Below are 23,666 nucleotides of genomic sequence, written 5' to 3'. Positions count from 1 at the left end.
TTTGCGTATAAAATGCCTGCAAACGAAAAGCTGAAAGACACCATATCGCACCTGCCGCATAAGCCCGGTATTTATAAGTTTTTTGACGATAAAGGCATTATCTATGTTGGCAAAGCGGTTGATATACGGAAGCGTGTAAGTTCCTATTTCAACCGCTCTGCGCAGCATAACAAGAAAACACTTAAGCTTGTCTCTCAGATCAAGGACATACAGTTTACTATAGTTGATACTGAGGCCGATGCTTTCCTGTTGGAGAATAACCTTATCAAGCAGTATCAGCCAAAATATAACATCCTGCTGAAGGATGGCAAAACCTACCCATACATTTGTATCGTAAATGAGCGCTTTCCACGCGTTATCAGTACGCGTAACAAGATCAACGACGGGTCGCGTTACTTCGGACCTTACCCCAGCGTAACCACTATGAACATTGTGCTGGATCTGATCCGCACACTTTATCCGTTACGAACCTGTACTTATAACCTTTCTCCTGAGAATATTTCCGCCGGAAAGTTTAAAGTTTGCCTTGAATACCACATCGGTAACTGCAAAGGCCCCTGCGAAGCGTTCATTGACGAAACGGAATACAACTATTATATCTCTCAGATCAGGAATATACTTTCAGGTAACTTAACTATAGCAAAGAACTATTTTAAAGAGCATATGGCTACTGCTGCTGCCGAGTTTCAGTTTGAACTTGCTCACCAGTACAAACAGAAACTGGATATGCTCGAAGACTTTCAGCTAAAGTCCACAGTAGTTAGTAACACACTTACAAACATTGATGTTTTCTCGATCACATCAAATGAGCAGTGCGCTTTTCTGAACTACCTGAAAGTAATGAATGGCTCTATTATCCTTACCCAGTCATTAGAAGTACAGAAAAAGCTGGACGAAGCCGATGAAGATATACTTGCTTCGGTTATAGTTCAGTTGCGACAAGAATTTGAAAGTACGTCTCGTGAGGTTATCAGCAACATAGAAATTACACTTCCGCTGGATAATGTTACCGTTACTTACCCGCAGATCGGGGATAAGAAAAAGTTGCTAAACCTGTCGTTAAAGAATGCGATGTATTTGCGTAAGGAACGGGAAGGCCGCCTGGAAAAGAACCGGGAACTAAGCGATCAGCGCGAGGTACGCGTGTTAGAGACCATGAAAAAGGACCTTCGTTTAACAGAGCTGCCCCGCCACATCGAGTGTTTCGATAATTCTAACTTTCAGGGAGATAACCCGGTTGCGTCTATGGTTTGTTTCAAAAATGGCAGGCCCAGCAAAAAAGACTACCGCCATTTCAATATCAAAACTGTTGTTGGCCCTAACGACTTCGAATCGATGTATGAGATTGTGACCCGCCGCTACAGAAGGTTATTGGATGAGAACCAGCCATTGCCTCAGCTTATTATTATTGATGGTGGTAAAGGCCAGCTGAGCTTTGCCGTTAAAGCTTTAAAAGACCTCGATATCTGGGGCAAGGTAGCTATAGTTGGTATTGCCAAACGCCTGGAAGAGATCTTTTACCCCGGTGATAGTCTGCCGCTTTACATTGATAAAAAATCAGAATCGCTGCGTTTAATTCAGCGAATACGCGACGAAGCACATCGATTTGCCATTACATTCCATAGAAGTAAGCGCGATGCCGGTACCCTTAAAACCGAACTTACCGACATTAAAGGCATTGGCCCGGTTATTTCAGACCAGCTGCTGAACAAGTATAGATCTGTAAAGAAGCTAAGAGAATTGTCATTGGCAGAATTAACTGCTGAAATAGGAAAATCAAAAGCAGCTATACTTTTCAATTATTTGCACCCTGATAGCCAACTATAGTTTGTTCCTTGCATCTGTCAATTATAGTGCTAACTATAAATAAAAAAGGAGACCCATTTGAGTCTCCTTTTTTAGTATCTGCTTTAAAGCTTAGTAGCTCCAAAGGCTGTATTCGTATTCTATCAGTGCTTCTGCTGCATCCTGAGCGGCTAATAATCCTTTCTGTCCACCACCATAGATGTCAGATAAAGCTCTGTCGCCAGGGTTAGAAATTTTAGTGATATAAGAACTGAACAGCCACAAGTCAAAGGCATCTGCCAGATTCTTGTGTTGTGCATCGTTCTGAGCGTTATACCATACAGCTGTTTCCGGGTTTGCACGGAAAACACGTACCAGGTCACTCATTTTAAACGATGCTACTGTGTTCTCAATACCCATCTCATTTGTTGTAGCAGGCACTTTTAGCGTTATCGTCTGGATATCATGATACATTCTGGAGCGCTTCTTGTCGAAAACAATGTTTTCTTTTAGCTCAAGTAAGTATAGTTCCTTCGGGAAAAACTCGTTGCTTATAGGACCTGTAGTAGAAGTACCGGCTTTGTCGCCAAGGGCAGCACCCCAGGCATCATCCTCTTCCTTTTCCTGTCCAAAGCCTGCTGCCTTTTCTTCCTCGCTCAGTTCTTCAACATTGTCCTTTTTGGTCATGTTACCAACAAATTCTTCACGAGTTAAAGGCTTGCTCACCGAATCATTGGCATAGGCTGTCAGCTCACCGCTTTTAACCGCATCCATAATGATCTTCGTGATCTCTCTGTTTTCTGAAAACATTGGCTTGTTCTGCTTTTCACGCAGGTCAATTTTACGCCATACAGTTTTTTTAAACAGAATATCATGCTCCGGTATTGGTCTGGCAGAAGAACTGCTTGTTGCAGTTGTAGAAACCTGCTGCGCCATTGCACTTACGCTCAGGAAAATACCAGCTGCTATACCTAATGCTTTTACTACTTTCATACTCCTTGTAAGCTTCTAATTTTTAGTTTAATGGTATGTTCCAGAATGTATCACCACTGGTTTTAGCATCTACAACACTTCCCTTATAGTTCAGGCGCTTTACATCCAGAACTTCAATTACAACTCTGTCGCCTTTGCTCGCTTTAGCAGCAAATCGTGTCAGGTTCTCTGATGGTCCGGATACATCTACCTGGTCGATTGGGTTTGTACCTCTTACAAGATACGCTTTCCAACGTGTTACTCTATAACGTGCTTCTTTAGGTAATAATTGTTTAAAACCTTCTTCCGCTACTGCTTCTATAGTTACTTGTCTGAAAGACTGTGCTGGCACACCACGCTTCACATCCAACGGACGACCATTAACTATAGCAACAAGAGTTGGCTTAGGTATAGGACGAACTTTAAATGTTTCAGAACCGATGGCATTACCACCACTGCTCACGTTAAGTCTAACTTCAGTTGAGCTTGGGATGATAGTTACTAAACCTTTTTTAGCACCTTTGATGGCTGTACCACCTGATGCACTGAAACTTGGATCGTAAACTGCACCCAATGCAGGTACTTGTACGTTAAGCTCGTTAGCACACTGGAAGTATAACGCCTGTACTGCAGCAGACTGTACCTGTATTACTGGTTTAGCTACTACGTATTCTTCCTGTACCTGAAATGTCGTATCACGACCATTCTGATTGATTGTGATCTGACCTTTCCAGGATTGTTTTGAGTTACCTTCCGCATCGTAGTTTGAAGCAGCTGCAGTAAATTCTACTTGTCCTTTTCCATCAACTACCTTTACTGGTCTTCCCTGGAAGCTCATTTTAGGCGTGATCGCATCAGAAGAAGCCGCAATAAACATATCAGCCTTATACTTGGTACCAGCAGCTACAGTCTTAGACTCAGCACGGGCCATCGCAAATATCTTCTCAAACTTGATGATGTCAGCACCAACCTGTGTAGCCAGTTTCTGTAAAGCATCAGACTCATACTTTAACACTTCGTTTTCTTTCTGAGAAAGTACAGCAAGAGCTGCAACAAGCGGAGTGTTTTCGAAGTTTAGTTCAGCAAAGTCTTTGTTACGCTGTGCTTTATCATTCTTTGCAACAGGGTCATCTTTTCCATCATTCGCTAACTGATCAGGCGTGTTTGGGTTAAAAGGTTTTAAAAACTTAGCATAAGCATTCAGTTTATCTTTTAACTCATAAGCTGCACCATTTTTCTTGGCAGCTGCACCAATCATTGTCATCGCTACTTTGTCTTCACCGCTAGGGTTAGCATACTGGTTCGGGTCATCAGGATTTTTACCCCCTGTTTCTGCGATCAGCTTTTCACGAATCTCACGAATGTATTTCACCATTTCATCTGTTCTCTTACGAATCTCCTGTGCATTACCAAGCACACGATTATCAGATGATCTGTTACCGCCTTTATCTACTGCGGAACGAATATTAGATAGAACTCCGGCATTATCAGTCACTGTTTTACCATTCACTCCCAATAAACTTTCGTCCAGGAACTGAAATTTTAACAGGATAGCCGAGTTCACTTGTAGGGCAAGAAGTGCGGTAAGTACCAGGTACATCATACCGATCATCTTCTGCCGTGGTGTCTCTTTTCCTCCAGCCATTTTATACTATATTTTAACTGTTGTTTTCTTTGATTTAGAACAATAAAATAAGTCAGGATTAACCTTTCATAGCTGTCAGCATGTTACCATACACTGTGTTAAGTGAGTGTAGGTTCTGCGTAAGCTTCGAAACTTCCTGCTTAAATTGCTCTGTATCTTTGCTGGCATCAGTTAAATTCTCCATAGCCATGCTCAGGTTACCATAGAACTTGTTCATCGCTTTCAAGTGGTTGTTAGCGTCCTGAAGTTCCATTTCGTACACTGCGTTTAGTGCACCAAGGTTTCTGGTCATGCCCTGAATCTGCTGGTGGTATTCTTTTGCATCTACTGTAGAACCTGCCATTTGCGCAAGTGCTTCAGCAGTTGTAGCATAAGCTGCATTCATTTTGTCTAATGAACCAGATGCTTCTCTTACTCTTAATGTATACTCTGAAGTAGCTGTAGTAGCCTGGCTCATATCTGCCATTTGTGCAGCGGTTTCGCTCAGTCTGTTTAAGCCTAAACCTAAAGAGTTTATAGTTTCTGGGGTGATGTTTGCATCAAGCAGCATGTCATCCAGCTTGCGGGTAAGGCCATTACCACCTGATGCAGCTGCAGTAGCTGGCATAAGTGCTTCGCCTGTAAAATCATCTGCAAGCTGTGGATATACTTTTGCCCAATCCGGATCATGTGGCTGTGGCTGGAAAGCACTCAGGAAGAAGATTACGGCCTCTGTACTAAGACCAACAATTAGCATAAGGTCTGCGCCGTCCCAGTGCTGGATTTTGAAAAGTGCTCCAACAATTACGACAGCGGCACCGATACCGTAAATTTTTGGCATCAGTACGTCGTATAAAAAGCTGCGTCCTTTAGCGTTGCTCATTTTGTTTTCGAATTAAATTGTGAACGATAGTGTTTGGGTTTTGTAATTTATTATTGGGTATTGGATGTTTCTTATCTGAATTCTCTTCCTGATGAACGGCCTAAGTAAACCATAGCATTACGGAAACCGATGTAAGAACGGGCAGAGTCCTGGTATTCGAAGTTACGTGTACCTGTCTCCAGGAAGTAAGCGATATCTTTCCATGAACCACCTCTCACTACTTTACGAGGCTCGTTATCATCGTAATATACAGGGTTCAAGTCCCACGTAATCGGAACGTAAGCATCTGCATAAGCATCTTCGCACCACTCAGCTACGTTACCTGCCATGTCATACAGGCCGTAATCGTTCGGGAAGTATTGTGCCACAGGAGCTGTGTAAGAGAAACCATCGCTGTAGTAGTCGCCACGGCCTGGCTTAAAGTTAGCCAGCAAGCAGCCTTTTGCGTTACGCAGGTACGGACCACCCCAAGGGAAAACCGTCATGTCGCGGCCACCACGAGAGGCGTATTCCCATTCTGCCTCAGAAGGCAGTCGGAAGCTTGGCATTGGAGCCATACCGTTATCTGCGTTAGCCTGGTTTTTAAAGTTAGAGCGCCACTTAGAGAAATACTTGGCAGCAAACCAGTCAACACCTACTACCGGGTAATCATCAAATGCCGGGTGTGTATAGTAATACTCCATCAGCGGATCCCCCATGTGGTAAGAAAAGTCTTTTACCCACACTGTTGTATCCGGATATAGCTCAGCCATAACCCAATCCTCGCCCAGCACCTCTACAGAGTCTTGCAGGATTACGTCCATAAACTGGCGGTATTCATTATTCGTGATCTCGGTTTCGTCCATATAGAAGGCACCAATCGTCACTTGTTTATTCAGGTTAGCCATTGTTGCAGCAATATCCTGATCTGCCTGCCCCATATGGAAAGTTCCGCCCGGGCACGCCACCATACCGTAAGGTATTTGCTGCGCATTATAATCAGGACGATCTTCCGACCCAACCAGGTCTCCCTGCGGTCTGTTTCTCAATCCGCAACCTGCAAGCAGCAACACCGCCAAAGCGAAGGAAGACAGCTTAAATAGTTTGTTCATGATGACTCTTAAAAAAGGTAAAATTTCTAGCAATGTATTCTTAGCACATTTTTACTGTTGTAGCAAATATATAAGGTTTAGTACCAAATAAACAAACATTTACCTGCTACACGCATTTATTATTTTTCAACGGTATTTTTTGGGTATTATTTTACAGATTAATCACAATTTTTTTCTGTATTTTTTTAAGAATTGCACTTTGCCCGTATATCGGCTTTTTGATGTATTAACCTTATTTTGTGAAGTTATACCGTGGCGTTCTCATTGGCGGTTTAAACCGCACTGCCGGCTCGGGAAGCCTGTAAGAAAGCATCACTTCGTGTGATGTTGGTGCCTTGGCAACTTTATTGAATATTGTTAAGTCAAATGCGTATCCTACTCTTAATGAATTATCTGTAAATAAACTCAACCCGATAAGCGCTCCAACAGCTTCTTTATGCCGGTAGTTCACTCCGGCCCAATATTTTTCATCGTACGTTATCTTGGCACCAGCATCAAACGAAAAAGTTTCGGTATCGTGCTTAATCAGGGCCATGGGTGTAAGTATAAATATACTTAAAACAGGCAGATGATAACCGGCAGTAGCATAAATATGATTTTCGCTAAGCAGACGGCCTTTCTTATCATCGTCTATACCGTCCTCCTGATTCGCAAACTCATACTCTGATTTAAGTAGATTAGTTACACCGCCACCTGCATAAAATGTGCTTGATTCGTACCAGATGCCGGCCCCCAGGTCATATTTTGTATCCGAGCTGTTATTCGGCACACTTGGGTCATTATCATCATTGGGTCTGTAACTGCCTTTCTTGATATTGTTCACATTTCCCTGCACGCCCAGCCCCAGCTTTCCTTCGCGTATTGGTATATGAAATGAATAGGAAAGTGCTGCCACGGTATATGTCGTGTTCGCAATTTTATCCCGCATCAGGTTAATACCAACCCCACCATGCAGCAGCCTGACCGGGGTATTTGCTGTAAGCAGCAGCGTTTGTGGGGATCCGCCATCATCAAAGGTGGCATCGTACCCTAACCACTGGTACCTATATATCGATACTATCTCCGGCCTGTTGGTAATACCCGCATAGGCTGGGCTTAATTGCATGCCATTAAAGCTATAGTGCGTAAACTGCGGTTGTTGCTGAGCAGCCAAGTGCTGGACACAAAGCAAAATCAGAACCAGTACAGGTAAAAGCTTTTTCATAGGCCACTGCAACAAAGCAAGATACAGTATAATTTAAGCAGGAGATATATAGAAGTATAAATATACTACTTAAACATTAAAACGCAAAAACCAGACAGTTATGCTACTCTCTTGCCTTTGCGTTTTACATAGTATGTATTTCTGAAATAAAAGTTGCGGCCGGTAAAGCTTTTTTACTTTTGTTTCTGATTCTGAATATATACTTCTATAGCCCCGGTCATAGACGGAGCATTTGGCATTGGTGCTTCTATATCTAACTCCAGGCCAGCGTCGCGCACAGCCTTAGCGGTGGTAGGGCCAAAAGCTGCAATGCGTGTATTGTTCTGTTTAAAGTTAGGGAAATTGATAAACAGCGAAGTTATCCCTGATGGACTAAAGAAAGCAAGGCAGTCATACGTTACATCATCCAGATCAGATAAGTCAGCAGCTACCGTCTTATAGATGATCGCTTCTGTAAACTTAATCTTATTGGCTGCCATGAATTCCGGGATATCATCTTTGCGGATGTTAGAACAAGGGAACAGAAATTTCTCGTTCTTATGCTTCTTAATCACCTCGAAAAGATCTTTAGCCGTTTTCTCGCCTACAAACAATTTACGCTTGCGAAGTACAATATACTTTTGCAGGTAATACGCCGTTTGATCTGAAATACAGAAATACTTCATGTCAGCTGGCATTTCTATTTTGCTTTCCTGGCAGATTCTGAAAAAATGATCTACGGCATTACGGCTCGTAAATATTACAGCGGTATGCGCTAAAATATCAACTTTGTCTTTACGGAACTCTTTGTAAGGCACCGGTTCCACTTCGATAAACGCCCTGAAGTCTACTTTAATGCCGTATTTCTCGGCTATAGTTACGTAAGGTGAGTTATCTGTTGTAGGCTGCGGCTGGGTTACCAGTATGCTCTTGATAGGTACTTTGTGTCTTTCAGGATTGGCACTTCCTTTTGCTTTGCTCTCAACCATATATGCGGCTCTTAATTTAACACCTTCAGTTTCTGCTGCAACTACATTTATTGTGTTTTTAGAAGTTAAACACGATCAATTTTAGTATGATAGCAAGCGGAATAACTTCTGTGGCGCAAAGGTATGAAAATAAATGCAAATTTAGTACAGAAGCCTTGGTATTTACAGTTGCAAAAACCCGCACTACGGTGATAGCCAACATCAACGACACCGCCATATTCGCTATTACGAGTATAGCCTGTGGCATGCTGGCATTAAAAGCGAGATAAAATAAAACGATAACCGGCAGAAATATCCCAAGAAAAAGTATAGTTCTCAGAAACTCGCGGTACTGCAAGTGTACTACCTGCTCTAGCCCGAAGATAAACGCCATCATCTTCAGGAAAAAGTATTTTAACAGGATAAACAGGAATATCAGTACTGTATAAGAAATAATTTTGGAGCTTATACCTGCCGCAGATGCCGGAATAAGTTGAGCGAGCAAGCGTACATGCAGCATTTCGGTGTGTATGGCCGCTATCAATAGCGCCAGCGAAAGCGAGAATACCAGCACAAACAGGATACTTGACCACGAGCTCACGGGTTTTACCAGAAACCCTTCCTGCAACGAGCTAACCCTGAAAAAGGAATTAACATTATACAAACTGCTGAAGTCGGAAGGATAGTTACTTTTTAATGCCCCATACAGCAAACCTAGCAGCAGCGTAAAAATGATAAAGGCATTCAGGTTCACGTATTCTCTTACCCGCACAGCAAATGTAGATTCGCCGGCTTGTTTACTTTCTCCCTGCGGCTGCACTTCTATATTCCGGAAGGTACTAACTATAGGTTGCTGCTGCGGGTGCCATACGGTTAAAAGGTATTTGCCATGCCTTGCCTCCAGGCTTCGGGCATAAGGCGCTAAATTCAGTTTATACTCCTGGGTGGCGTCAGCTACAAATATTAATTGGTTGTTCAGGAAAAGGCACAAGCCCTTGGGAGCTACAAATGAGATAGGAAAGGGGTTATCCGGAATTATCTGCAGCCACTGGTGCAGTGCATGGCTCTCTGTCGTGACACCCTCTATATAAGGTACCAGTTCTTTAGATCCGTTTTTATATACCAGCCAATCAGTTGTAATAGCATTATCCTGCTCCAAGGGCAACACCTGCGCTTTAGCTGGCATCCACACGGCAAAACAAAAAAGCAGGCCGCAAAAAAGGAAGGCAATAAATTTATACTTTAGAAACACGCTGCGCACTTCTGGATTTATAAACTCCTAGCACAATACTAAAAGCTATGGTAACAGCTAATAAGGCCAATAGCAGATTTAAATTACCCCAATCGCCGAAACCTACTACAAACAGTATAACAAGAATATTAACGAATGCCAGTGTAAGCACTGTAGCTATCTGGTTAAGCCCCATGGCCAGTAAACGATGATGCACGTGGTTTTTGTCGGGGATAAAAGGAGACTTACCGTTAAAAATCCGGATTGAAAACACTCGAATTGTATCAAAAATAGGCACGAATAAGATACCTAATGCTACAGACGGGGCAGCCGGCACTTGTCGCATCTCGATAAACTGGATAGCAAGCACAGATATAATAAAGCCACATAACAGCGAACCGGTATCGCCCATAAAGATGGTAGCCTTGTGAAAATTATAGCGCAGGAAACCAACAACACCGCCCACCAGGCAAAAAGCAACCGCTGCATAGTTGCTATAGTTGGCCCCACCAAACAAGTAAAAGTATACGCCAAACGTAATGCTGGCTATAGTTACCAGCGTACCGGCAAGGCCATCTAACCCGTCGATCAGGTTAATAGAGTTGGTTATACCTATAATTACCAAGAAAGTAAATCCATAACTGATACCTATCTGCAATTCGCCAACACCAAATATGCCCTGGAAACTGGTAATGCGGATATCTGCAATAAACATAACTATACCGGTTGCCAATAGCTGCACCGAAAATTTCTTCATAGCTGAAATGGCGATCAGGTCATCTTTTAAACCGATGAAGAAAAGTATAACACAACCCGCCAAAAGTTGCTGCACTCCATTACCGAGATCGGCAAAAATGGTGAGGGCTGAGGTAAACCCTGCAAACATGGCCAGGCCACCTAATCGCGGGGTCAGCTCTTCGTGCACAGTCCGGAAATTTGGCTGGTCCAGAATGTTTTTAAGGTGAGCCACCCGGATAATGGAAGGAACAGCAAAAATGGCTATCAGAAAGGCCCAGGTAAAAGACAGCACCAGATGTATTATTTTCTGCTCCATAAAGTGGGTGTACAGCTAAATATAGGGGCGACTAAGTTTGGTTACTGATGCTTACCCTTCAACTATAAAGCTAAAGTATAAATTTTATTGCACTTTAAATCAGGTATGTAGTACGCCCTGCATGTTAAGCATACTTATCTCGATCAGGTTATGCTGGGTAATAGAGTCCGGCACAAAGATAAATTTCTTGTCATAAATCTGGCGATCAATGTAATAGCTTACCCAGTACTCGTTGTTTATGTGGAAAATAGCAGGATCAATCGGCTCTATCTGCACAAAGCTTTTGGCATCAACCAACTCAAACATATGGCGCAGCATCGAGGTCTTCACTTCTTCACCGTCCAGTATGCCGTAGCCTTTTGATGACACCAGTACGTTCTCTATCGGGAAAGGATTATTATTGATCAGGTATACGTTCCAGGCATCTACTCCTGACTCGTTTGGTGTAGTTGCTACTGCCACCGAAACCCCTTCTACCGTTCCGAAATCAATATCTTTTTTCATGTGTAGCTGTTTTAGTAATGGCGGCATCAAACAGGTGGGCCAGGTGTATCAGCATTTTTTCCTCTACTTCAGCCAAAGGTACTTCATGCCCCAACTCCTGTGCCAGCGAGGTTACTTTCTTATCGCTGATGCCGCAAGGCACAATATTACTAAAATAATTCAGGTCTGTATTTATATTAAAGGCAAAACCATGCATGGTAACCCAGCGGCTGCACTTTACACCCATGGCACAGATCTTACGTGGATTAATTTGTGCTTCGTGGTCCAGCCAAACACCGGTTAAGCCGGGTATGCGCCCGGCCGTAATACCGTATTCTTCCAGGGTAAGTATAACAGCTTCTTCTAAAAAGCGCAGGTACTTATGGATGTCCGTAAAAAAGTTATCGAGGTCAAGTATAGGGTAGCCTACCAGTTGCCCGGGACCATGATAGGTAATGTCGCCGCCGCGGTTAATTTTATAGTACATGGCACCTTTTGCTTTCAAGCCTTCTTCGTCTATCAGCAGGTTTTCTTCATGGCCGCTTTTGCCTAAAGTATACACATGCGGGTGTGAACAGAACAACAGGTAATTGGGTGTTGGCACCTGTGCATCTTCGGCAGCTTTCCGGTTCTGGCTTTTCAGCTCTAACAGCTGGTTAAAAAGCGTTTCCTGATATTCCCAGGCTTCTTTGTAGTCGATCAGGCCCAGCTGCTCAAACTGTATTTCTTTATTCTGTACCATGGGTTTAAACTTTAAAAGCGGCGCCTTACGGCAGATTTATAGTTGACAGTATACGCTTATGCAACTTTCGGGTGTTGTTAAGAGTTGGCTATCATTACCTGACGCAAATTACGAGTTTTAGATGGCAACACCAATAAACAACCACATCCGTACCGGGCAACTTGGCGAAAGCATGGCGCAACTATACCTGCAGGAACAAGGCTATACGATACTCGAAAAGAACTATAGGTACAAACGCGCCGAGATCGACATCATTGCACAGAAAGATAGCTTATTGATATTTGTTGAAGTAAAAACACGCACCACCGATACGTTCGGCTTCCCGGAAACAGCGGTTGGCAGTAAAAAAGAAAAGCTGTTATTAGATGCCGCCGAAGAATTTATACTAAGCTATAGTTGGCACCAGGAGATCAGGTTTGATATAGTTTCGGTAACACTTACCAACCCGCCGGCTATCCTTCATTTTGAGGATGCCTTTCACTGACGCTGCGCCGAACGCTTATCCAGTTTGCCTTTTTCGAAAATTAGTGTGCCGTGGCGGTCGTATTCTTTTATCAGTTCGGGCTCGGTTTGTGGCTCGTAAGCGGTTTCCGGGTATTGGAACTCGTAGTGGCGGCGGTTCTTAAAATCGTAATGCTGTATCCAGGTGCCTACTTTTTTGCCTTTATCGTAATGGCCTACCCATTCTACCTGGCCGTTTTCGTAAAACTTATAGTAAGTACCCTGCACTTCGCCATAGGCATACGGTATTATCTCTTTTATCTTATCGGTGTTGCCACCATAGTAGGTTATAACAGCATCTCTCAGGAAGCCTTTGTCATAGTGCGATTTATCGGTCAGGAAGCCATTGCGGTTATACTTTTCCCAGCGCAGGTGTTTGGTACCAATGTAAAAGTAGCCTTCTTCAATCACGACATCGCCATACATTTTTTTATAGGGCCCGTGCAGTAATTTGTATTGGTCTGAGTCTACCTCGCCGCGAACTTTGCCTATTTTTTTACGCTTTACATCATACACGTATTTTTCCTGGGCGTAGGCATTGGGCTCTTTATAGTTTGGCAGGTAACTGAACAACTCCAGGGTTTCGCGTTCGTCGCGGCCAGTGCGGGTAAAGCCACGCTGTACCTTCTCGCCCAGAAAATAACGGCTGCGTTTCTTTTGTTCCTTTTTTTCCTTCTTCTCCACCTCCTTCAGCATCGATGATGCCGTAATGTCCGGTTTTGTGGTATCGGCAGAGGCAAGGGCAGCAGAGTCGGGGTTTTGCTTTAACTGTGCCTGGTTCAGGTTATAGTCGCTGTTCCATTTAGGTTCGCCACAGCCACCCAGCGCCAGCAAAAACAGACCTGTTAGCAAACTATAAACTATACGGAGAGGGTGCTTTGCCATTAATCGTAAATGTGCGACTATTTAATTGTTGCTAGTTAAACTGTTTATTGCTGAACTATAGACTAAGGCGAACAAAATGGATTTCAACTATAACTACCTGAAATCCTGTGCATCCTTTAATCCTGTAAATCCTGATTCAGATAAGTTAGCAATCCAACAATTTAACCTATAGTTGTAACGTAAAGATGCAGATAAATCATATACCTGCCAACTTGGCCTATAACTGTGGTAGCGGGTTGTAAGTTTCACGGGAAAGCAAAAAGGCGGCACCTGAGGTACCGCCCTTAAACTGTAGGTATAATTAATCGTTCACTTATTCTTTATCGATCAGCTCGAAGCTGCGTTTTACGAAGCTTGTAAGCGCTGCACCCGACAGCATGTTCTGAGATAACAACGCAAGGTCGAATGCCTGGCGGGCGATGCGGCCCTTGTTATCTTCTTTGGCATTCAGGATGCGCTGGTTCAGGGTATGGTTGGCGTTCACAGTTACGTTATACATATCCGGCATATCGCCCATAAACATCATACCGCCGCCACCGGTTTTGCTCATGTCTTTCATGCGGCGCATAAACTCGGGCAGTGTTATAACTACAGGCGCGTCATCCGGCGACATGGCAGCTACTTCAACGGTCATGTTCTTGTTGTCGATGGCCGTTTCGTAAATACCTTTAAGGCTTTCTTTCTCCTTGTCATTCAGTACACTTTCGCGGGTCTCATCTTTTTCTATCAGCTTGGCTATAGTTTCAGAGTCAACGCGCTTCAAGGTAGTTTTCTCCAGCTTCTGCTCCAGCAAACCAATAAAGTGGCTGTCTATCAGCGAATCCAGTTTCAGTACATCGTAGCTGCGGCTTTGGGCTGCTTCTATAAAAGCGTGCTGCTTGTCCGCGTCTGTAGTGTAAAGCAGTACCAGGTTGCCATTCTTATCGGTCTGGTTTGCCTGTGTAAGCGCTTTGTACTCTTCTATCGTATAGTATTTGTTATCAATGCTCTCCAGCAACACAAAGTCCTTCGCTTTTTCATAGAACTTGTCATCGCTCAGCATGCCATACTTCACAAACACATTGATATCGTTCCAGTTCTTTTCAAACGTTTCGCGGTCTTTTCTAAAGATCTCTGCCAGTTTATCAGCTACCTTTTTAGTGATGTAAGTGTTGATCTTCTTCACGCTTGAGTCGGCCTGCAGGAACGAGCGGCTTACGTTCAGCGGAATATCCGGCGAGTCGATAACACCGTGCAGCAGCATCAGGAACTCAGGCACCACATCTTTTACCTCGTCGGTAATAAATACCTGGCGCGAGTATAGTTGTATTTTGTTGCGCTGCAGCTCGAAATCGTTCTTGATCTTAGGGAAGTACAGAATGCCCGTCAGGTTAAACGGATAGTCTACGTTCAGGTGGATCCAGAAAAGCGGTGCTTCTGAGAACGGGTATAGTTCCTTGTAGAAGTTCTTATAGTCTTCGTCGGTAAGTTCCGATGGCTGTTTTGTCCAGATCGGGTTTGGGTTGTTGATAATCTCGCCTTCGAACTCTACAGGAACCGGCAAAAACTTGCAGTATTTATCAAGTATAGTTTTGATGCGAGAAGGCTCTAAAAACTCTTCCGAATCAGCGGCTACGTTAAGGATAACATTGGTACCTCTGTCTTCTTTACGGGCTTCTTTAATGGCAAACTCGGTGCTGCCATCACAAGACCAATGTGCTGCCTCAGCGCCTTCCTGGTACGATTTTGTGATGATCTCAACACGGTCGGCTACCATAAACGCAGAATAGAAACCTAAACCGAACTGACCAATGATCTGGCTGCGGTCGCCGGCCTCTTTGTAACGCTCCACAAACTCCTCAGCACCCGAAAAAGCGATCTGGTTGATATACTTCTTGATCTCTTCGGCTGTCATACCGATACCGTTATCGGCTATAGTTATCGTTTTGGCATCTTTATCAACCGACACTACAACTTTTGGCTCGCCCAGGTCGCCTTTATACTCGCCAATGGCAGCCAGGCGTTTTATTTTTTGCGTGGCATCAACAGCATTACTTACCAGCTCTCTCAGGAAAATTTCATGATCAGAGTATAAAAACTTTTTGATGATCGGGAAAATGTTCTCGGTGTGGATCGAAATACTACCTTTTTCTTCCATGTTTATAGTTTGCTATATCGTTATGTGATTTGCTTCTGTGCAGCCTTGTTCAAATCATGTTCCAGTATAGCTATACCTGCGTTTCTGCGACAAGTTGTCAGCCAACAGACGTTTCAAGTATAAAAGCAGGTTATTATTGTGTTATTTATGACAGGTTAAACCTTAAGCCGGTAAGTCAGTCAAAAGCCCATTGCCATGAACCAGATCTTGTTATATTTGTAAACGTAGTTATCTTAAATGTATCGGTTTACCAGCTATATCGCCATTGTTTTGCTTTTGCTCTTTGCCAGAGTGATGGTACCGGATGCGCTTATACTGGAACTGCACCCCCATACCCACACGATACATAACGCCCACGAAGACGCACATAAAGCCCAGGTTGGACAAAAACACAAGCACTGCCCCGTGGAAGATAATTTCCATGAGCCTTTCCAGGGTAGCTGGGCAGAAATAGCTATTGCGCCATCTCTGCAACAGAAAACGGCTTATGTTAACTTTTACCAAAACAACTGGCATACCTGTAAGAGCACTTCCCGGTATTTGCGGGGCCCACCTATTGTTTAGCACCTATGGCCTGTGAACTATGCATCCAACTATAGCCAGGCACCAGTTCAACATCATGTAGTTATGCGGTTTAAGAACTATAGCCTTCACCTATAGTTGTCGCCAAAACCGATTGGCTGTTTTCAGCTGTTTCCTTAAAATTACGACTGTGCTACTAACTAAAATATCCCAAAAGCTGCTATTGCTGCCGCTGTTTCTTACTGTATTGCCCGTGGTTGCCCAAACTATGCTGCCGTACGAGGGTACATCGGGAGCGGTGCAGGATTGCGGCCTTACCATTTCAGGCAAAGTAATAGACCACGACACACGCGCTCCACTGCCCGGCGCCACTATTTACATCCCGCAACTGGACCGCGCTGCTATTGCCGATGCATATGGCAATTACCATTTCCACCACGTGTGCCAGGGCAACTATACCTTAAAAGTAAGTTTTATAGGCTATACCACCGAGGCGTATAGTTATAAAATAGCCACCTCTTCTGTACGAGACCTGCAACTGCACGCCGATGCTGCCATGTTGCGATCCGTAGAAGTAGTAAGCACCCGCATACTTTCCGAATCGCAGGCTACAGAAGTGTTAGGAGGCAGAGAACTAGAGCAAACCCGAGGCTTGTCGTTAGGTAAATCGCTGGAGAAATTGCCAGGCGTAAGCTCATTCCAGACCGGGCCTAATGTTGCAAAACCTGTGATACATGGTATGTCGGGGAGCCGGATAGTTATACTTAACAACGGCGTCCGCCACGAAGCCCAGCAATGGGGCGACGAACATGCTCCCGAAATTGATGCCCTGGCAGCTACCGAACTGAAAGTAGTAAAAGGAGCTGCCGGCGTGCGTTACGGTTCTGATGCCATAGGCGGAACTATACTTGTAAACCCCAGCCCGATGCCAGACTCGGCAGGCATGAGCGGCCATATTGGGTTACAAGGCAATACCAACGGACGCATGGGAACTATAGCTGGCTTGTTGCAAGGCAAATTGCAAAATCAACCTATCAGCTGGCGCCTGCATAGCTCTGTTAAAAAGGCCGGCGATTCGCATACACCAGAGTATAACCTTAAAAATACTGGTTTCGAGGAGCAGAGCCTGGCCACCACATTAGCTTATAACAAAGGCAGATTCGGAACGGAGGGCTATTATAGTTACTTCCATACCAAAATAGGCTTGCTTACTTCGGCACACATCGGCAACAAAACCGACCTGGAAAATGCCATTGCCCGTGGCCGCCCCGAAGAAACCGGAAGCTTCAGCTATACTATAGCGCGCCCTTACCAGGATGTACGCCACCAGCTAGCCAAGTTTAAAACCACCTATACCACCGACGACCTAGGCAAGCTGCTGTTTACCTATGCTTTCCAGAAAAATACCCGCGAGGAGTTTGATAAGGATGTGCCCAGAGATAACCCGGCCAAACCCGACCTGCACCTTGACTTGCTAACTCATACTACCGAAATGGTTTGGGAACACACGTTGCCATCAGCTATAACCGGAAGTATAGGTTTTACGACGCTGTGGCAAGACAACACCTATGGCGAAGGCGAACGCATGTTTGTACCTTTTTACCGTAACTTAACCACAGGCGCTTTTGCCGAAGAGAAGTGGCGAAAAGATAACCTGCAACTGGAAACCGGCCTGCGCTACGACTATAAAACGATGGATGTAAAAACCTTCGACAGCAAAGGCGCACTTCAGAAACCGCGCTATACGTTTCATAACCTATCGGGGAGTGCAGGCGCCTTGCTTGATGCCGGTTACCATTTTACGTTTGGCGCCAATGTGAGCTATGCTTCGCGGGCACCGCATGTAAGCGAGCTGTTTGCAGATGGCGTGCACCACGGCACTGCATCTTACGAAAAAGGCGACCCAACCCTGCAATCGGAAGAAGCTGTGAACACCACGGCAACTATAAACTACCACAGCAACCCGCGTTTTAACGGTGGCCTTAGCGTATACTATAACACCATCAACAACTATATTTACCTGCAACCCGACTCTGTGCCGCTGCAAAGCAATAAAGGCACGTACCTGTCTTATTATTACAGGCAGGCCGATGCACATTTTTATGGCGCAGACCTGAATATGTCGTATGCCTTTACAGATAAGCTCAGCCTGGATACAAAAGCAAGTATAGTGAGGGCATACAATGTTGAAGAAGACCAGTATTTGCCTAACATTCCGGCTGACAGGCTGAATGCGGAACTACAGTACGAGCTTGGCAACCTGGGCAACGCAAACTTTGAGGACAGCTTTATTTCGGTTGGCGGGCTTATGGTAGCACAACAGGACCGGTCTGATGAAACGACCGACCCGTTTATGGATGCCCCGCACGGTTATTTTTTAGTGCAGGCCGAAGCCGGTACCACCCTATATTTTGGTAACCAGCCCGTTGAAATAAGTGTATCCGGTAATAACCTTTTAAACAAGGTTTATCGCGATTATCAGAACAGATTAAGATTTTTTGCGACCGAAACTGCCAGAATGTTGCTGATTCGTATTAACTTACCGCTATATTTTAAAACACAATCTTAAAATATAAGTATCATTTAATTTTAATCCCCGTATTTGTCTATCATCTTAACGTAAATTATACTTATGAAGAAGTTTTTGAGACCTTACCTTGCATTTTTATTAATGGGTTCTCTGCTTACAACAACTGGTTGCGGCGGCGATGACGATCCGAAGCCTGCACCGGATAATGAAGAGATTACAACCGTTACGCTTACACTTGAACCAGAATCAAAAGGTCAGCTGGTAGCTGCATCATCTAAAGACCTGGATGGCGTAGGTGGCAATGCCCCAGTTAAAACCCCGCTTACACTTAAGCCAAACACCACATACCTGGCTACGCTTACCCTACTGAACGAGAATGTAAACCCACCGGTAGAAGTACACAAAGAAGTTAAGAGCGAAGCTAACGACCACCAGGTATTTTACACACCAAGCGCTGGCTCGTTAATGACTGTAACTGTTACAGATAAGGACGCACAGAACCGCCCATTGGGTTTGGCTGCAACTATAGTAACAGGCGCTGCCGGCACAGGCAAGCTTAAAGTAGTATTAAAGCACCAGAAAGGCACGAAAGCGGCTGCCCCTGGCGATGCGACAAAAGGCGAAACCGACGTTGAAGTTGAATTTGACGTAATGGTTCAGCAATAATATATACCAAAATATAAAACAGAAAAGGCGCTAACTATAGCGCCTTTTCTGTTTTATAGCTGTTTTACTTGGTTTGCAGCTTCTCCACAATCTTCAGTATCCGGTTTTGCCTGGTTTCGGGGCGTTTAGCATCCAGTACCGCGACTACATGTTCTTTTCTGTCTGTAAAAGATAGTTTCTGAAAACGCTCTTCCAGATTTGCTTGCTTTAAGGCTTGTTTCAGGTCTTCGGGCAGCGTAACGGTTTTGGCTACTCTGTCGATGCCCAGGTAATCGACCCCGAATTTGGAGGGTTCTTTTCGCTCTGAGGTATGTTTAAACCGCAACGAAGACCAGGTATCATCAATGGCAACCTGGCGCACGCCTGCATAACCCATTTCTTTTATAGTTGCCCAACCTTCATCGCGCGTCAGGTCCGATTTTATACCAGATGTTTTTTTAGGATAGGCAACCCAGAGTATGCCTCCCGGTTTAAGCGCTGCAATAGCCTGTGGCCCCAATACATCCAGTTCTGCCTTTGTAGTTACAAACAACTGCACTACATCATAAACGTGCTTCACTTGGGCCGTGGCAGCTTCGCTCACAGTTCCGCCTTTCTGTTCAAATTCACTTGTTAAATGGGCTGGCGCATTCAGAAGCAATAAATTGTAAGGAGCTTTTAATTGTAGTTTCTGGCAAATAGAGGGCATAGGTAAGTTATTTGTTGTTCGGGTGCCTAAGCTAAAGCAAAATCAGTAAAAAGCATATAGCCCTATGCAGAAACTATAGTTATCAAGCTTTGCACTAATCTGCAGAAACGCATATATTTAGAAGTACCTATACTATACCTGGTTATGCCTGTTATGTCGTCTGCACCTGCAAAACATTACCTTTTAAACGCCTCCGTTATAGTTGCCGCGCTTGGCTACTTCGTGGATATTTATGACCTGGTGCTGTTTAGTATTGTGCGCATCCCCAGCCTGCAGGACCTGGGCGTAACCGGGCAGGCTGCCTTGCTGGAGAATGGCGTGCTGCTGCTGAACATGCAAATGGCTGGTATGCTGGTGGGTGGTGTGGCCTGGGGAATATTAGGTGATAAGCGTGGCAGGTTATCGGTGTTGTTCGGGTCTATCTTTTTATATTCTGTTGCCAATATCTTAAATGGCTTTGTAACCGATATCCCGATGTATGCTTTGCTGCGGTTTGTGGCGGGCGTGGGGCTTGCTGGTGAGCTGGGAGCAGGGATAACGCTGGTATCCGAAGTGCTGCCAAAAGAGAAACGGGGTTACGGAACGATGGTAGTGGCAACTATAGGTATTTCGGGCGCGATACTGGCGGGATTTGTGGGCGAGTATTTTGGCTGGCGCACGGCATATTTTATAGGTGGCGGTTTGGGTATGTTGCTGCTGTTGCTGCGGGTTGGCGTTTACGAGTCAGGTATGTTCAAAAACCTGAAACAGACGCAGGTTACACGTGGAAACTTCCTTAGCCTGTTTACCAACGGTAAGCGCTTCTGGAAATACCTGAAATGCATCCTCATCGGCATCCCGATCTGGTATGTAGTAGGCATTTTGATCACGTTTTCGCCAGAGTTTGGGTTGGCGCTTGGTGTAAGTGGTGCTGTTTCGGCTGCTAAGGCGGTATCGTTTTGCTACCTGGGCCTGGTATTCGGCGATTTTGCCAGCGGCTACCTGAGCCAGCGGTTTAAAAGCCGACGCAGTATTGTACTCATATTTCTGTTGCTGCTAACTATAAGCATAGCCTTGTACCTGTTCAGTGCCAATCTTTCAATCAACGGCTTTTATGTGTTGTGTATCGCATTGGGTTTTGCCAGCGGCTACTGGGCTGTATTTGTAACAATAGCTGCCGAACAGTTTGGCACCAACATAAGAGCTACTGTAACTACAACGGTTCCTAACTTTGTGCGTGGTGCCGTGGTGCCGCTTACTATTGGCTTCAGTATGCTGAAAGACGGAATAGGGCTGTTGCCGGGTGCTTTGTTGCTGGGTGCTATTGCTATGGCTATTGCCGTTATCTCTATCCTGACGCTGGACGAAACCTATGGCAAGGACCTGGATTACATGGAACCGCTATAGTTGCACCTTGTCCTGCTTCTCAGGTATAACATACCACAACCCTCAAAACCAAAACATTGACAACTAAAGCTTTATGGCAACAATCCTGCTATCAATAGCACCGAAACAGTACAACTAAAAGCGCCGGCAGCAAGTATAAATTTATAGTACAGCTTTTAAATTTTGCCTGCTTATGAAGATACCGTTTACTTCTAGAATTGCGGATATATCTTCGTTGCTTTTGTTGGCTGTGGTGCTGTATACATCACGTCCCGATAGGCAGGAGCAAAACCAACCTGTAGCTACGCACATAAAACAAGCCCCTGTTACCGTTGCCGCCCTCACAGTGCCTGCCAACGAAGCCTATTTTGACCTGATCATGGAAACCTCGGAGTGCCTGGGCGAGAACCTGTGGATAGGCGGAAAAGTAGAGTGCATACCTGCAGATACGGTGCTAAAACTTAGTCAGCAAGCCCGCCACTTTGCCGTAAAAGACCTGACAGCTACCGGCCTCAGCACCTACAACAGCTACAAGCTACGTAACACCAACGGCACCCTCAAAGCCATCAGCGACAAAAACGGCAGGGTTTTTCTGCAACTACAGGAGGGGCAAATGCAACTGCAACCCACTACCGGAGAAGCACCCATTATAGTTGCCTATCAGCGCACCTTACCCGAAGCCGTTTACCACGACGACAGCGCCGGCAACTGGATATGCGAGTAAGAGAAACGAGCACTCCTGATTAAGCGCTTACTTTTGGCCTTCTTCTAAATTACTTTCTTCGTCATCAAAACCTAGTTCTTTCATACGGGCGTTACCTGAGTCAAGGGCTTTTTTGAGGTCGGGGTTTTGCTCTATACGCTTGCCTATTTCAGGGTTAAACATGATCTCGAAGATCGTTTTAAGATAAGGCTTGCTTCCTGCCCGCTCCTCAAAAGCTTCTTTGTCTGCTTCGGTCATGCCCTTTATCCATTTTTCCAGTTCCGGCTTTAGCTGCTGCAGGCTTGTAACCATGTCGTCGTTCAGTTTATTTACCATCACAATGGTTTTTTTGTCATCCTTTTCAGCGAAGGCAGCCTTTAGCCCAGTGGCATACTTTTCCATTATTTTATCATACTTGGCCTCGGTAGGATGTACGCCCACCCAAACTATAGTTCCGGTTTTGGTGGCAGCTATAGCCGGTGCCTGATGCACTAAACTCATACTTAAGACTAAGGTTAAAAAACTGATAGCAATACAATTTTTCATAATTTTATTCAGTTAAATTATAAACTATACGAGAAAGCTAAGTTAAAGTAAATATGGCCAAGATGCTTGCCTGATGGCTTTTGGGCCTATAGTATGGTCATTTACTTATTTATCGCCGTTTCTTTCTTTAAAGCTACACCTAATTCGTACTTTTGAGCATGATTTTATATAACGTAACCGTAAGTATAGACAATACCGTGGCTGCTGAGTGGCTGCAATGGATGAAAGAAGTACATATACCGGAAGTGATGGGTACCGGCTATTTTTTGGGGAACCAGATTTGCCGGGTAATGGGAGATGATGAAGACTCCGGGGGAACAACTTATGCCGTGCAATACACCTGCCGCAGCGTAGAAGACCTACAAGAATACCAGCGCGACCATTCGCCTGCTTTGCAACAAAAAGTAAATGACCGCTATGCAGGCCGCTATGCCTCTTTTAGAACCATGTTGGAAGTTGTAGGCGTAAACGTAGAGCGCAAAGACCAGGAATAACATACTGGCAACTATAAGTAAAAAGTCCCGGCTCGTACTTTTATGCAATGTACGGGCCGGGACTTTTGTTTAAACTATAGTTAAGTTAGGCTTTGTAATTCTGGATCTGTTCTTCGGTCATGTTGCAGTTTATCCACTCGCCGTCCAGGTTGGCGCCAATCTTTTTATAGAAAGCGATGGCCGGCTCGTTCCACTCCAGCACCTGCCACTTAAAGCGTTTAGCTCCCACACGTTTGGCTTCCTCAGCTACCGCATTAAACAGTCTTTTCCCGATACCGCTTCTGCGCAGACGTTCCGTCACCACCAGGTCTTCCAGGAAAATCATTTTACCTTTCCAAGTGGAGTAAGCGGTATAATATAGCGCTATCCCTATAATTCCTTCTTCAGCGTTTTCCGCCACAAAAAACTCAAAAATCGGGCGCTCGCCAAAACCATCATGTCGCATGTCGTCTAAAGTGTTGGTTACTTCGTTGGGTGCCTTCTCGTATTCTGCTAACTCCTGTATTAAAGCATGCACCTGCGGCAGGTCGTCTATTGTTCCTTTTCTAATTTGTGTCACGTTGTTGATTGTTAATTGTCTGAATCAGGATTTACAAGATTTTTAAAGGATTAG

At 44.6% G+C, this 23,666-nt stretch carries 23 protein-coding genes; 8 read left to right on the top strand and 15 right to left on the bottom strand.

Going from position 1 to position 23,666, the window contains the following annotated elements:
- Nucleotides 1-12 precede the first annotated feature (12 nt).
- A complete protein-coding gene (gene uvrC / locus GWO68_RS13365; RefSeq protein ID WP_162346961.1) occupies nt 13-1,827 on the top strand; it encodes an excinuclease ABC subunit UvrC in 1,815 nt (604 codons plus the stop codon).
- A gap of 90 nt (nt 1,828-1,917) precedes the next feature.
- On the opposite strand, the gene porN is transcribed toward uvrC, so the two are convergent.
- The 10 genes from porN to lipB all read right to left on the bottom strand — a co-directional run bounded on the left by porN (nt 1,918) and on the right by lipB (nt 12,016).
- Nucleotides 1,918-2,778, bottom strand: a complete 861-nt coding sequence (porN, locus tag GWO68_RS13360) for a type IX secretion system ring subunit PorN/GldN (protein WP_162346960.1) — start codon at nt 2,776-2,778, stop codon at nt 1,918-1,920.
- A 22-nt stretch (nt 2,779-2,800) separates the two neighbouring features.
- The gene (gene porM, locus GWO68_RS13355; protein WP_162346959.1) at nt 2,801-4,402 is read right to left on the bottom strand and encodes a type IX secretion system motor protein PorM/GldM; all 1,602 of its coding nucleotides are present in this window, start codon (nt 4,400-4,402) and stop codon (nt 2,801-2,803) included.
- A 58-nt stretch (nt 4,403-4,460) separates the two neighbouring features.
- The gene (porL, locus tag GWO68_RS13350) at nt 4,461-5,264 is read right to left on the bottom strand and encodes a type IX secretion system motor protein PorL/GldL (RefSeq protein WP_162346958.1); all 804 of its coding nucleotides are present in this window, start codon (nt 5,262-5,264) and stop codon (nt 4,461-4,463) included.
- Between the two features lie 71 nt (nt 5,265-5,335).
- The gene (gene porK / locus GWO68_RS13345) at nt 5,336-6,355 is read right to left on the bottom strand and encodes a T9SS ring complex lipoprotein PorK/GldK (RefSeq protein WP_162346957.1); all 1,020 of its coding nucleotides are present in this window, start codon (nt 6,353-6,355) and stop codon (nt 5,336-5,338) included.
- A gap of 232 nt (nt 6,356-6,587) precedes the next feature.
- The gene (locus tag GWO68_RS13340) at nt 6,588-7,559 is read right to left on the bottom strand and encodes a PorP/SprF family type IX secretion system membrane protein (protein WP_162346956.1); all 972 of its coding nucleotides are present in this window, start codon (nt 7,557-7,559) and stop codon (nt 6,588-6,590) included.
- A 173-nt stretch (nt 7,560-7,732) separates the two neighbouring features.
- A complete protein-coding gene (locus tag GWO68_RS13335) occupies nt 7,733-8,527 on the bottom strand; it encodes a uroporphyrinogen-III synthase (protein WP_162346955.1) in 795 nt (264 codons plus the stop codon).
- A 58-nt stretch (nt 8,528-8,585) separates the two neighbouring features.
- Nucleotides 8,586-9,692: a DUF4271 domain-containing protein gene (locus GWO68_RS13330; protein WP_162346954.1), complete on the bottom strand. Its 1,107-nt coding sequence runs from the start codon at nt 9,690-9,692 to the stop codon at nt 8,586-8,588.
- A gap of 49 nt (nt 9,693-9,741) precedes the next feature.
- Nucleotides 9,742-10,791 (bottom strand): MraY family glycosyltransferase, encoded by a 1,050-nt coding sequence (locus GWO68_RS13325; RefSeq protein ID WP_202923757.1) that lies wholly within the window; start codon nt 10,789-10,791, stop codon nt 9,742-9,744.
- Nucleotides 10,792-10,890: 99 nt separating this feature from the next.
- Entirely contained in the window at nt 10,891-11,295 is a 405-nt protein-coding gene (locus tag GWO68_RS13320; RefSeq protein ID WP_162346953.1) for a hypothetical protein, read from the bottom strand.
- Nucleotides 11,279-12,016, bottom strand: coding sequence for a lipoyl(octanoyl) transferase LipB (gene lipB, locus GWO68_RS13315; RefSeq protein ID WP_162346952.1), 738 nt, complete (start codon nt 12,014-12,016; stop codon nt 11,279-11,281). The genes GWO68_RS13320 and lipB overlap by 17 nt, the downstream gene beginning before the upstream one ends.
- A 121-nt stretch (nt 12,017-12,137) precedes the next feature.
- Here lipB and GWO68_RS13310 point away from each other — a divergent pair, with 121 nt between their 5' ends.
- A complete protein-coding gene (locus GWO68_RS13310; RefSeq protein ID WP_162346951.1) occupies nt 12,138-12,500 on the top strand; it encodes a YraN family protein in 363 nt (120 codons plus the stop codon).
- Here GWO68_RS13310 and GWO68_RS13305 read toward each other — a convergent pair.
- Both GWO68_RS13305 and htpG read right to left on the bottom strand, forming a co-directional pair.
- Nucleotides 12,494-13,402, bottom strand: coding sequence for a toxin-antitoxin system YwqK family antitoxin (locus GWO68_RS13305; protein ID WP_162346950.1), 909 nt, complete (start codon nt 13,400-13,402; stop codon nt 12,494-12,496). The genes GWO68_RS13310 and GWO68_RS13305 overlap by 7 nt on opposite strands.
- A gap of 313 nt (nt 13,403-13,715) precedes the next feature.
- Nucleotides 13,716-15,539 (bottom strand): molecular chaperone HtpG, encoded by a 1,824-nt coding sequence (gene htpG / locus GWO68_RS13300; RefSeq protein ID WP_162346949.1) that lies wholly within the window; start codon nt 15,537-15,539, stop codon nt 13,716-13,718.
- A 237-nt stretch (nt 15,540-15,776) separates the two neighbouring features.
- Between htpG and GWO68_RS13295 the strand changes: the two genes are divergently transcribed.
- From GWO68_RS13295 to GWO68_RS13285, 3 genes are all read left to right on the top strand, one after another.
- Nucleotides 15,777-16,103: a hypothetical protein gene (locus GWO68_RS13295; RefSeq protein WP_162346948.1), complete on the top strand. Its 327-nt coding sequence runs from the start codon at nt 15,777-15,779 to the stop codon at nt 16,101-16,103.
- 226 nt (nt 16,104-16,329) lie between these two features.
- On the top strand, nt 16,330-18,630 hold the full coding sequence (locus GWO68_RS13290; RefSeq protein ID WP_162346947.1) for a TonB-dependent receptor: 2,301 nt from the start codon (nt 16,330-16,332) through the stop codon (nt 18,628-18,630).
- A gap of 63 nt (nt 18,631-18,693) precedes the next feature.
- On the top strand, nt 18,694-19,257 hold the full coding sequence (locus GWO68_RS13285) for a hypothetical protein (RefSeq protein WP_162346946.1): 564 nt from the start codon (nt 18,694-18,696) through the stop codon (nt 19,255-19,257).
- A gap of 64 nt (nt 19,258-19,321) precedes the next feature.
- Here the strand turns inward: GWO68_RS13285 and GWO68_RS13280 are convergent, their stop codons facing one another.
- Nucleotides 19,322-19,945 (bottom strand): YdeI/OmpD-associated family protein, encoded by a 624-nt coding sequence (locus GWO68_RS13280; RefSeq protein WP_162346945.1) that lies wholly within the window; start codon nt 19,943-19,945, stop codon nt 19,322-19,324.
- A gap of 153 nt (nt 19,946-20,098) precedes the next feature.
- On the opposite strand from GWO68_RS13280, the gene GWO68_RS13275 reads away from it, so the two are divergent.
- Nucleotides 20,099-21,331, top strand: a complete 1,233-nt coding sequence (locus GWO68_RS13275; protein WP_394367164.1) for an MFS transporter — start codon at nt 20,099-20,101, stop codon at nt 21,329-21,331.
- A 172-nt stretch (nt 21,332-21,503) separates the two neighbouring features.
- The gene (locus GWO68_RS13270; protein WP_162346943.1) at nt 21,504-22,034 is read left to right on the top strand and encodes a hypothetical protein; all 531 of its coding nucleotides are present in this window, start codon (nt 21,504-21,506) and stop codon (nt 22,032-22,034) included.
- Nucleotides 22,035-22,061: 27 nt separating this feature from the next.
- Here GWO68_RS13270 and GWO68_RS13265 read toward each other — a convergent pair whose 3' ends face one another.
- The gene (locus GWO68_RS13265) at nt 22,062-22,514 is read right to left on the bottom strand and encodes a hypothetical protein (RefSeq protein ID WP_162346942.1); all 453 of its coding nucleotides are present in this window, start codon (nt 22,512-22,514) and stop codon (nt 22,062-22,064) included.
- A 203-nt stretch (nt 22,515-22,717) separates the two neighbouring features.
- Here GWO68_RS13265 and GWO68_RS13260 point away from each other — a divergent pair, with 203 nt between their 5' ends.
- Nucleotides 22,718-23,053, top strand: coding sequence for a DUF4286 family protein (locus tag GWO68_RS13260; protein WP_162347010.1), 336 nt, complete (start codon nt 22,718-22,720; stop codon nt 23,051-23,053).
- Nucleotides 23,054-23,138: 85 nt separating this feature from the next.
- Here the strand turns inward: GWO68_RS13260 and GWO68_RS13255 are convergent, their stop codons facing one another.
- The gene (locus GWO68_RS13255; RefSeq protein ID WP_162346941.1) at nt 23,139-23,612 is read right to left on the bottom strand and encodes a GNAT family N-acetyltransferase; all 474 of its coding nucleotides are present in this window, start codon (nt 23,610-23,612) and stop codon (nt 23,139-23,141) included.
- Nucleotides 23,613-23,666 lie beyond the last annotated feature (54 nt).

The sequence above is a fragment of the Pontibacter fetidus genome (genome assembly GCF_010119545.1).
Taxonomy (GTDB): Bacteria; Bacteroidota; Bacteroidia; order Cytophagales; family Hymenobacteraceae; genus Pontibacter; species Pontibacter fetidus.
Note: the sequence above shows the minus strand (reverse complement) of the source record. Positions and strands in the feature narration are given on the sequence as shown.

What these genes read in the sequence shown, in the direction of transcription:
- uvrC (WP_162346961.1), top strand. Translation starts at nt 13, where the DNA reads ATGCCTGCAAACGAAAAGCTGAAAGACACCATATCGCACCTGCCGCAT.
- porN (WP_162346960.1), bottom strand. Translation starts at nt 2,778, where the DNA reads ATGAAAGTAGTAAAAGCATTAGGTATAGCAGCTGGTATTTTCCTGAGC.
- porM (WP_162346959.1), bottom strand. Translation starts at nt 4,402, where the DNA reads ATGGCTGGAGGAAAAGAGACACCACGGCAGAAGATGATCGGTATGATG.
- porL (WP_162346958.1), bottom strand. Translation starts at nt 5,264, where the DNA reads ATGAGCAACGCTAAAGGACGCAGCTTTTTATACGACGTACTGATGCCA.
- porK (WP_162346957.1), bottom strand. Translation starts at nt 6,355, where the DNA reads ATGAACAAACTATTTAAGCTGTCTTCCTTCGCTTTGGCGGTGTTGCTG.
- GWO68_RS13340 (WP_162346956.1), bottom strand. Translation starts at nt 7,559, where the DNA reads ATGAAAAAGCTTTTACCTGTACTGGTTCTGATTTTGCTTTGTGTCCAG.
- GWO68_RS13335 (WP_162346955.1), bottom strand. Translation starts at nt 8,527, where the DNA reads ATGGTTGAGAGCAAAGCAAAAGGAAGTGCCAATCCTGAAAGACACAAA.
- GWO68_RS13330 (WP_162346954.1), bottom strand. Translation starts at nt 9,692, where the DNA reads ATGCCAGCTAAAGCGCAGGTGTTGCCCTTGGAGCAGGATAATGCTATT.
- GWO68_RS13325 (WP_202923757.1), bottom strand. Translation starts at nt 10,791, where the DNA reads ATGGAGCAGAAAATAATACATCTGGTGCTGTCTTTTACCTGGGCCTTT.
- GWO68_RS13320 (WP_162346953.1), bottom strand. Translation starts at nt 11,295, where the DNA reads ATGAAAAAAGATATTGATTTCGGAACGGTAGAAGGGGTTTCGGTGGCA.
- lipB (WP_162346952.1), bottom strand. Translation starts at nt 12,016, where the DNA reads ATGGTACAGAATAAAGAAATACAGTTTGAGCAGCTGGGCCTGATCGAC.
- GWO68_RS13310 (WP_162346951.1), top strand. Translation starts at nt 12,138, where the DNA reads ATGGCAACACCAATAAACAACCACATCCGTACCGGGCAACTTGGCGAA.
- GWO68_RS13305 (WP_162346950.1), bottom strand. Translation starts at nt 13,402, where the DNA reads ATGGCAAAGCACCCTCTCCGTATAGTTTATAGTTTGCTAACAGGTCTG.
- htpG (WP_162346949.1), bottom strand. Translation starts at nt 15,539, where the DNA reads ATGGAAGAAAAAGGTAGTATTTCGATCCACACCGAGAACATTTTCCCG.
- GWO68_RS13295 (WP_162346948.1), top strand. Translation starts at nt 15,777, where the DNA reads ATGTATCGGTTTACCAGCTATATCGCCATTGTTTTGCTTTTGCTCTTT.
- GWO68_RS13290 (WP_162346947.1), top strand. Translation starts at nt 16,330, where the DNA reads ATGCTGCCGTACGAGGGTACATCGGGAGCGGTGCAGGATTGCGGCCTT.
- GWO68_RS13285 (WP_162346946.1), top strand. Translation starts at nt 18,694, where the DNA reads ATGAAGAAGTTTTTGAGACCTTACCTTGCATTTTTATTAATGGGTTCT.
- GWO68_RS13280 (WP_162346945.1), bottom strand. Translation starts at nt 19,945, where the DNA reads ATGCCCTCTATTTGCCAGAAACTACAATTAAAAGCTCCTTACAATTTA.
- GWO68_RS13275 (WP_394367164.1), top strand. Translation starts at nt 20,099, where the DNA reads ATGTCGTCTGCACCTGCAAAACATTACCTTTTAAACGCCTCCGTTATA.
- GWO68_RS13270 (WP_162346943.1), top strand. Translation starts at nt 21,504, where the DNA reads ATGAAGATACCGTTTACTTCTAGAATTGCGGATATATCTTCGTTGCTT.
- GWO68_RS13265 (WP_162346942.1), bottom strand. Translation starts at nt 22,514, where the DNA reads ATGAGTTTAGTGCATCAGGCACCGGCTATAGCTGCCACCAAAACCGGA.
- GWO68_RS13260 (WP_162347010.1), top strand. Translation starts at nt 22,718, where the DNA reads ATGATTTTATATAACGTAACCGTAAGTATAGACAATACCGTGGCTGCT.